Origin of the sequence: Cellulomonas sp. IC4_254, assembly GCF_011603975.1 — a bacterium.
Lineage (GTDB): Bacteria > Actinomycetota > Actinomycetes > Actinomycetales > Cellulomonadaceae > Cellulomonas.
Map to the genome: position 1 here is coordinate 1 of NZ_JAANNB010000184.1, position 7706 is coordinate 7706.

General features: G+C 74.4%; 5 protein-coding genes. 4 read left to right on the plus strand and 1 reads right to left on the minus strand.

Annotated features, from left to right (window positions below):
* The 3 genes from G6556_RS15345 to G6556_RS15355 all read left to right on the plus strand — a co-directional run.
* A partial coding sequence (locus tag G6556_RS15345) for an altronate dehydratase family protein (protein ID WP_205693564.1) occupies positions 1-1585 on the plus strand: 1585 nt, incomplete at its 5' end.
* 86 nt (positions 1586-1671) lie between these two features.
* A complete protein-coding gene (locus G6556_RS15350) occupies positions 1672-3078 on the plus strand; it encodes a cystathionine beta-synthase (protein ID WP_166943273.1) in 1407 nt (468 codons plus the stop codon).
* Between the two features lie 195 nt (positions 3079-3273).
* The gene (locus G6556_RS15355; protein ID WP_166943276.1) at positions 3274-5652 is read left to right on the plus strand and encodes a carbon starvation CstA family protein; all 2379 of its coding nucleotides are present in this window, start codon (positions 3274-3276) and stop codon (positions 5650-5652) included.
* A gap of 191 nt (positions 5653-5843) precedes the next feature.
* Here the strand turns inward: G6556_RS15355 and G6556_RS15360 are convergent, their stop codons facing one another.
* Entirely contained in the window at positions 5844-7112 is a 1269-nt protein-coding gene (locus G6556_RS15360) for an FAD-binding protein (RefSeq protein ID WP_166943279.1), read from the minus strand.
* A gap of 124 nt (positions 7113-7236) precedes the next feature.
* Here G6556_RS15360 and G6556_RS15365 point away from each other — a divergent pair, with 124 nt between their 5' ends.
* The gene (locus tag G6556_RS15365; protein ID WP_166943282.1) at positions 7237-7641 is read left to right on the plus strand and encodes an FKBP-type peptidyl-prolyl cis-trans isomerase; all 405 of its coding nucleotides are present in this window, start codon (positions 7237-7239) and stop codon (positions 7639-7641) included.
* Positions 7642-7706: the final 65 nt, after the last annotated feature.

Sequence of the window (7706 nt, forward strand, 5' to 3'; positions counted from 1 at the left end):
GCTCCTGCTCCGCGACGGGGACGACGTGGCCGTCGCCACCCGCGACCTCGCCCCGGGCGACCTCGCCGCGCCCGCCACGGGCCCCGGCGTCACCGTGCGCGACCGGGTGCCGCGCGGCCACAAGGTCGCCACCCGCGACCTCGCCCGCGGCGGCCCGGTCCGCAAGTACGGCCAGGTGATCGGCGTCGCGACCGCGGACGTCGCCGCGGGCGAGCACGTCCACGTGCACAACCTCGGGTTCGAGGAGGGCGAGCGCCGGCACGAGGTCGGCACGGGTCGCACGGTCCTGCCCGTGCCCGCGGGGCCGCGGCCGACGTTCCGGGGCTACCGGCGCGCCGACGGCCGGGTGGGCACCCGCAACTACCTCGCGATCGTGACGACGGTGAACTGCTCCGCCTCCACGGCCCGGATGATCGCCGACCGGTTCCCGCCGTCCGCCCTGGCGGAGTACCCGCACGTGGACGGGGTCCTGGCGCTGACGCACCAGTCGGGCTGCGGGATGATCCCGGACAGCGAGGGCGGGCAGCTGCTGCTGCGCACCCTCCGCGGCTACGCGGCGCACCCCAACGTCGGGGCCGTGCTGGTCGTGGGCCTCGGCTGCGAGATGCTGCCGGCCGAGCGGGTGGCGGGCCGGACGTTCCTCGGCCTACCGGGCCTGGGTGCGCCGGAGGTCCCGGACGCCCCGGACCCCGGCGGCCTGCTCGCGGCGATCCCGGACGGCACCCCGGTGCGGAGCCTGACCATCCAGGACACGGGAGGCATCCGCGCGACCGTGCGGGCGGGGGAGGAGGCGGTCCGCGCGATGCTGCCCGACCTCGACCGGTGCCGCCGGGAGGAGGTCGACGTGAGCGAGCTCGTCCTCGGGCTCAACTGCGGCGGCTCGGACGGCTACTCCGGGATCACCGCGAACCCGGCCCTCGGCTGGGCGTCGGACCGCCTGGTCGCCTACGGCGGCACCTCCGCGCTCGCGGAGACCCCGGAGATCTACGGAGCGGAGCACCTGCTCACCCGCCGCGCGGTCGACGAGGAGGTCGCGGCCCGGCTGCTCGACCGCATCGACTGGTGGCGGCGGTACGCGGCGGCAGGCGGGGGCTCGCTCGACAACAACCCGTCCCCGGGCAACAAGGCGGGCGGGCTGACGACGATCCTGGAGAAGTCCCTCGGCGCCGTCGCGAAGGGCGGCCAGGCGGACCTCGCGGCGGTGCACGGCTACGCCGAGCCGATGCGCCCGCGCAGCGGGTTCGTGTTCATGGACACCCCGGGGTACGACCCGGTGTCGGTGACCGGCCTCGTCGCGGGCGGGGCCACCGTCGTCGTGTTCACCACCGGCCGCGGGTCCGTGTTCGGGTGCCGCCCGACGCCGTCGATCAAGGTCGCGACCAACACCGAGACGTACCGGCGGATGGCCGAGGACATGGACCTGGACGCCGGGCCGATCGCGGACGGCGCGGCGACGGTCGAGGAGGTGGGCCGGGTGCTGTTCGACCGGATCCTCGCGGTGGCGTCCGGCGCGCCCACGGTGAGCGAGGAGCTCGGCATCGGGGCGGAGGAGTTCGTGCCCTGGCACATCGGGACCGTCACCTGAGGCCTAGGCTGGGCCACCCGCGGGGCCGACGTTCGTCCCCGCGCCGCACCGCCCGCCTCGCACCTGCACCCGCACCTGGGAGACCCGTGAAGTACGCGCAGCACATCTCCGAGCTCGTCGGCGGCACCCCGCTGGTCCGGCTCAACGCCGTGACCGAGGGCCTGTCGGCGACCATCCTGGCCAAGGTCGAGTACTTCAACCCGGGCGGTTCCGCCAAGGACCGGATCGCGCTGAAGATGATCGAGGCGGCCGAGGCGGCCGGCGAGCTCCGCCCGGGCGGCACGATCGTCGAGCCGACGAGCGGCAACACCGGCGTCGGCCTCGCCCTGGTGGCTCAGCGCAAGGGGTACCGCTGCGTGTTCGTCTGCCCGGACAAGGTGTCGGAGGACAAGCGCGACGTCCTGCGCGCGTACGGCGCCGAGGTGGTCGTGACCCCCACCGCCGTGCCGCCGGACCACCCGGACTCGTACTACTCGGTGTCCGACCGGCTGGTCACGGAGATCGAGGGCGCCTGGAAGCCGAACCAGTACGCGAACGTCAACGGGCCCGCCAGCCACTACGAGTCGACCGGGCCGGAGATCTGGGCGGACACCGACGGCCGGGTCACGCACTTCGTCGCGGGCGTCGGCACCGGCGGCACCATCACCGGCACCGGCCGGTACCTGCACGACGCGTCCGCGGACCGTGCGGCGGCCGACGGCGGCCCGGTGCGGGTCGTCGGCATCGACCCGCTGGGGTCGGTGTACTCGGGCGGCGACGGGCGGCCGTACCTGGTCGAGGGCGTGGGCGAGGACTTCTGGCCCGCCGCCTACGACCCGTCGGTCCCGGACGAGATCATCGCCGTGTCCGACGCCGACTCGTTCGCGATGACCCGGCGCCTGGCCCGCGAGGAGGCGCTGCTGGTGGGAGGGTCCTGCGGCATGGCCGTCGAGGGCGCGCTGCGCCTGGCCCGCCGGCTCGAGGAGGAGGACCCGGCGGCGGCCGCGCAGGCGGTGATCGTCGTGCTGCTGCCGGACAGCGGCAAGGGCTACCTGTCGAAGATCTTCAACGACCGGTGGATGCGGTCCTACGGGTTCCTCGACACCGAGGCGGGCGCCACGGTCACGGACGTGCTGCGCACCAAGGACGGCAGCGTGCCGGCCCTCGTGCACACGCACCCGAACGAGACGGTCCGGGACGCCATCGAGATCCTGCAGGAGTACGGCGTCTCGCAGATGCCGGTCGTCGGCGCGGAGCCCCCGGTGAAGATCGGCGAGGTCGCCGGGTCGGTCTCCGAGCGCGAGCTGCTGGACGCGGTGTTCTCGGGGACGGCGTCGCTGTCCGACCGGGTGGACCGGCACATGGCGGCGGCGCTGCCGCTGATCGGGTCGGGCGAGTCGGTCGAGTCGGCGCGCGAGGCGCTGCAGAAGCACGACGCGCTCATGGTGGTCGACGACGGGCAGCCCGTCGGCGTCCTGACCCGGCACGACCTGCTGGCGTTCCTGGCGCGCTGACGGCGCCCGCGGCGCCCGCGGTGCGCCCCGCACGGGCGCCGGACGAGCTCGGGTGGCAGGCGCTTACCCGGGCCGGTTAGGTTGGCGAGGAGGCACACAGGGGGCGCCTCGGTCCCAGCCGCCGGGCGCGTCGTCGCGCCTCCGTGCGGTCGAGCGCGCCCGCGTGCACGGCACGTGAGCGAAGGGGCTCAGCACATGGCGCAGGCGACCGTCGAGGAGCAGGACTACACCGACGAGGAACGGGCGCAGGTCGTCCGGGCGCAGGACGGGACGCCGGTCGGCGTGGTCCCGCGCCAGCGGTGGACGCCGGTGCGGATCGCGGTGTGGGTGGCGATCTCGCTGGCGGGCGCGGTCGGCTGGACCATGCTGGCCGTCGTCCGGGGCGAGCAGGTCAACACCATCTGGTTCGTGGTGACGGCGGTCGCGACCTACGCGATCGCGTACCGGTTCTACGCGCTGTACGTGCAGCGCCGGATCATGCGGCCCGACGACACCCGGGCGACGCCGGCGGAGCGGGTGGACAACGGGCGCGACTTCGACCCGACCGACCGGCGGGTGCTGTACGGGCACCACTTCGCCGCGATCGCCGGTGCAGGCCCGCTCGTCGGCCCGGTGCTCGCGGCGCAGATGGGCTACCTGCCCGGCACGCTGTGGATCATCCTCGGCGTGGTCGTCGCGGGCGGCGTGCAGGACATGCTGGTGCTGTTCTTCTCGACGCGGCGCGGCGGCCGGTCGCTCGGCCAGATGGCCCGGGACGAGATCGGCAGGTTCGGCGGCACCGTCGCGATGGTCGTCGTGTTCGTGATGCTGATGATCGTGCTGGCCGTCCTGGCCATGGTGTGCGTGAACGCGCTCGCCGAGAGTCCGTGGGGCGTGTTCTCGGTCGGGTGCACCATCCCGATCGCGCTGCTCATGGGGCTCTACCTGCGGTTCGTCCGTCCCGGCGCCGTCACCGAGGTGTCGGTCATCGGGTTCGTGCTGCTGATCGCCGCGATCGTGGGCGGCCGGTGGGTCGCCGAGTCGTCCTGGGGCGAGCACCTGCACCTGTCGCCGGTGACGCTGACGTGGGCGGTCGTCATCTACGGCTTCTTCGCCGCGGTGCTCCCCGTCTGGCTGCTGCTGACCCCGCGCGACTACCTGTCGACGTTCATGAAGGTCGGGACGATCCTCGTGCTCGCCCTCGGCATCGTGCTGGTCCGGCCGATCGCGCAGATGCCCGCGGTCACCGAGTTCGCGTCGAACGGGGAGGGGCCGGTGTTCGCCGGCGCGCTGTTCCCGTTCCTGTTCATCACGATCGCGTGCGGCGCCCTGTCCGGGATGCACGCGATGGTCGCCTCCGGCACCACGCCCAAGATGGTGCAGAAGGAGTCGCAGGTCCGGATGATCGGCTACGGCGGCATGCTGATGGAGTCGTTCGTCGCGATCATGGCGCTGGCCGCCGCGGTGTCGCTCAACCAGGGCGTGTACTTCTCGATGAACGCGCCGGCCGTGATGACCGAGGGCACCTCGATCGGCGCCGAGGCCGCGATCGCCGACCTGGGCGTGACCGACGCCGCGGGTGACCCGGTGGAGATCCGCTGGGAGTCCGAGGACGCCGACGGCAACCCCGTGTCGCTCACCGGCGCCGAGGCACTGGACAAGGTGGCCGAGGACGTCGGGGAGCCGTCCGTGGTGTCCCGGACGGGCGGCGCGCCGACCCTGGCCGTCGGGATGGCGAACATCCTGCACCAGGTGGTCGGCGGCACCGGGATGATGTCGTTCTGGTACCACTTCGCGATCATGTTCGAGGCGCTGTTCATCCTGTCCGCCGTCGACGCGGTGACGAGAGTCGCCCGGTTCCAGCTCTCCGACGCGATCGGCAACTGGGTGCCACGGTTCCGGGACCCGTCCTGGCTGGTCGGCGGCTGGATCTCCACGGCGGTCGTCGTCTCGGCCTGGGGCTCGCTGCTGCTCATGGGCGTCACGGACCCGCTCGGGGGCATCCGGACGCTGTACCCGCTGTTCGGCATCGCGAACCAGCTGATCGCCGCGGTCGCCCTGCTCGTGGTCACCGTGATGGTGGTCCGCAAGGGCTACGTGCGGTGGGCGTGGATCCCGCTGGTGCCGCTGGCCTGGGACACCGTCGTGACGTTCACGGCGTCGTACCAGAAGATCTTCTCCAGCGTCCCGGCCATCGGGTACTGGGCGCAGCACCGGCAGTACCGGCAGCTGATCGCGGACGGCATCGACGACCCGGCGGCGCTCGCGGACGCGCGGGCGGTGGTCCGGAACACCGCGATCCAGGGGACGCTGTCCATCCTGTTCGTCGTGCTCGTGGCGACGCTGTTCGTGGCGGCGATCGTCACGGTCGCCCGCGCGCTGCGGACGCCCGGCGGGATCGGGACGTCCGAGGACCCGGCCGAGCCGTCGCGGCTCTACGCGCCCGGGCAGCTGTTCGCGTCCCCGCTGGAGCGGAAGGTCGAGGCGGAGTTCGCGCGGATGGTCGAGGAGGGCCGGGTGGCCCCCGTGGGCGGCGGGCACCGGGGCGGCGGGCACGGCGCGGGCGGGTCCGGCGGGAAGCGGGCGCGGTCGTGAGCGGCGTGCTGGGCGCGGTCGCGCGGGTGGCCCGCGCGGTGCGCTGGTACGTCGGCGCTGTCCTGGGCACGTCCGACCGGGGCACCGGGCCGGGCTGCTGCTGACGTCGTCGCCGACGGGGGTGGAGCGTTCTGCCCGGCACGCGCGGCGTGTCCCGGCAGAACGCTCCACTCACCCCCACCCCGGGCGGGTCAGGCGCGACCGAGCACGTGCCGGTCGACGAACGCGTTGCGGAACGTCCCGTCCGGGTCCGTCCGGGCCACCAGGGCGCGGAAGTCGTCCAGCCGGGGGTAGAGGTCCCGCGGGTCGGTGCCCGGCGCGCCCACTGCGCCGAACAGCTTGCCCCAGTGCGGGCGGGCCCCGAACGGCGCCAGCGCGGCCTCGATGCGCGGGAGCACGGCCTCGACCTCGGCCTGGCGGGGCAGCCAGGTGAAGTGCAGGCCGACCCGGTCGCCGCCCTCGGCGGTGCTGAGCCAGAGGTCGTCGCCGGCGATCGTGCGGATCTCGGCGACCTGCAGCAGCGGCGCCACCAGGTCGCCGAGCCCGCGCAGCGCCTCGATCGCCGCCACCGCGTGCGCGCGGGGGACCAGGTACTCGGACTGCAGCTCGTCGCCGTTGCTGGGGGTGAACTCCAGCCGGAAGTGCGGCAGCCGCTCGTGCCACGGACCCGGCACGCCGAGCTGCTGGGTGCAGTTCACCGGGTCGATGCCGGGCAGCGGGTGCAGCGGGCCGGTGGCCGGGCGGGCGCCGAACAGGTCGCCGCGCGGCTCGTACGCCGCGCCGGGGGCGACGCGGGTCTTGCGCCACACCTGCCGGACGCCGGACGGGGACCAGTCGGTGAACAGGCTGACCGAGTCGGCGGAGCCGGTGATCTCGTCGAGGTGCTCGAGCACGGCGTCCCAGGGCAGGTCGGTGTGCACCTCCTGGGCGACGTCGTAGGCCGGCTCGACGTCGAGGGTGACGCGGACGACCACGCCCAGCGCGCCCAGCGCCACGACCGCCCCCGGGAAGTCGGTGTCGCCGCGGGCGACGTGCCGCAGCGAGCCGTCGGCGGTCACGAGGTCGAGGCCGGCGACCGCGGCGGCCAGGTTCCGGGACCGGTCGCCCGAGCCGTGCGTCGCGGTGGCCACCGCGCCGGCGACGGAGATGTGCGGCAGCGACGCGAGGTTGTGCAGCGCCCAGCCCCGGGGGTGCAGCTCGCGGGCGAGCGCGCCGTACCGGGTGCCGGCCGCCACGGTCACCGTCCGGGCCGCGGTGTCGACCTCGACCGCCGGGTCCAGGCCGTCCAGCCGGACCAGGTCGTCGGGGGTGTCCGCGACGGCGTTGAAGCAGTGCCGGGTGCCGAGGGCCCGCACGCGCCGCGCGCCGGCCACCACCTCCTGCACCTCCTCGACCGTCCGCGGCTCGTGCACGCGCGCGGCGGCGTAGGTGAGGTTCCCGGCCCAGGTGGTCAGCGTCATCGGTGCTCCCGTCCCGGCGGGCGCCCGTCGCCCGCCGCCACGACCGTAACCCGGGCGCGTTCGCGAGCCGGGGATCGCACCGTGCAGGATGGGGGAGTACGCCGCACCCGATCGAGGAGACGTCATGCCCGCCACGCTGCCCGAGGCCACCGGTTCGTTCGGTGAGAAGCCGACCCTGACGTTCCCCGAGGGCGACGCCCCCGCCGAGCTCGAGGTCGTCGTGCTGTCGCCCGGCGACGGCGCGCTGGTCGAGGCCGGCGACGACCTCGAGGTCCACTACCTGGGCCAGACCTGGGGCGGCCACGTCTTCGACAACTCGTACGACCGCGGCTCCTCCATCTCGTTCCCGATCGGCGTCGGTGCCGTGATCGGCGGCTGGGACGAGGGCCTCGTCGGCCAGCCGGTCGGCTCGCGCGTGCTGCTGTCCATCCCGTCGCACCTCGGCTACGGCGACCGCGGCGTCCCGCAGGCCGGCATCCGCGGCGGCGACACCCTGGTGTTCGTCGTGGACATCGTCGGCACGCACTGACGCGAGCCCGCAGCACCCCGCACCACCTCGGCCGCCGCCCGAGCCCGCACCGCCGGGCCGGGCGG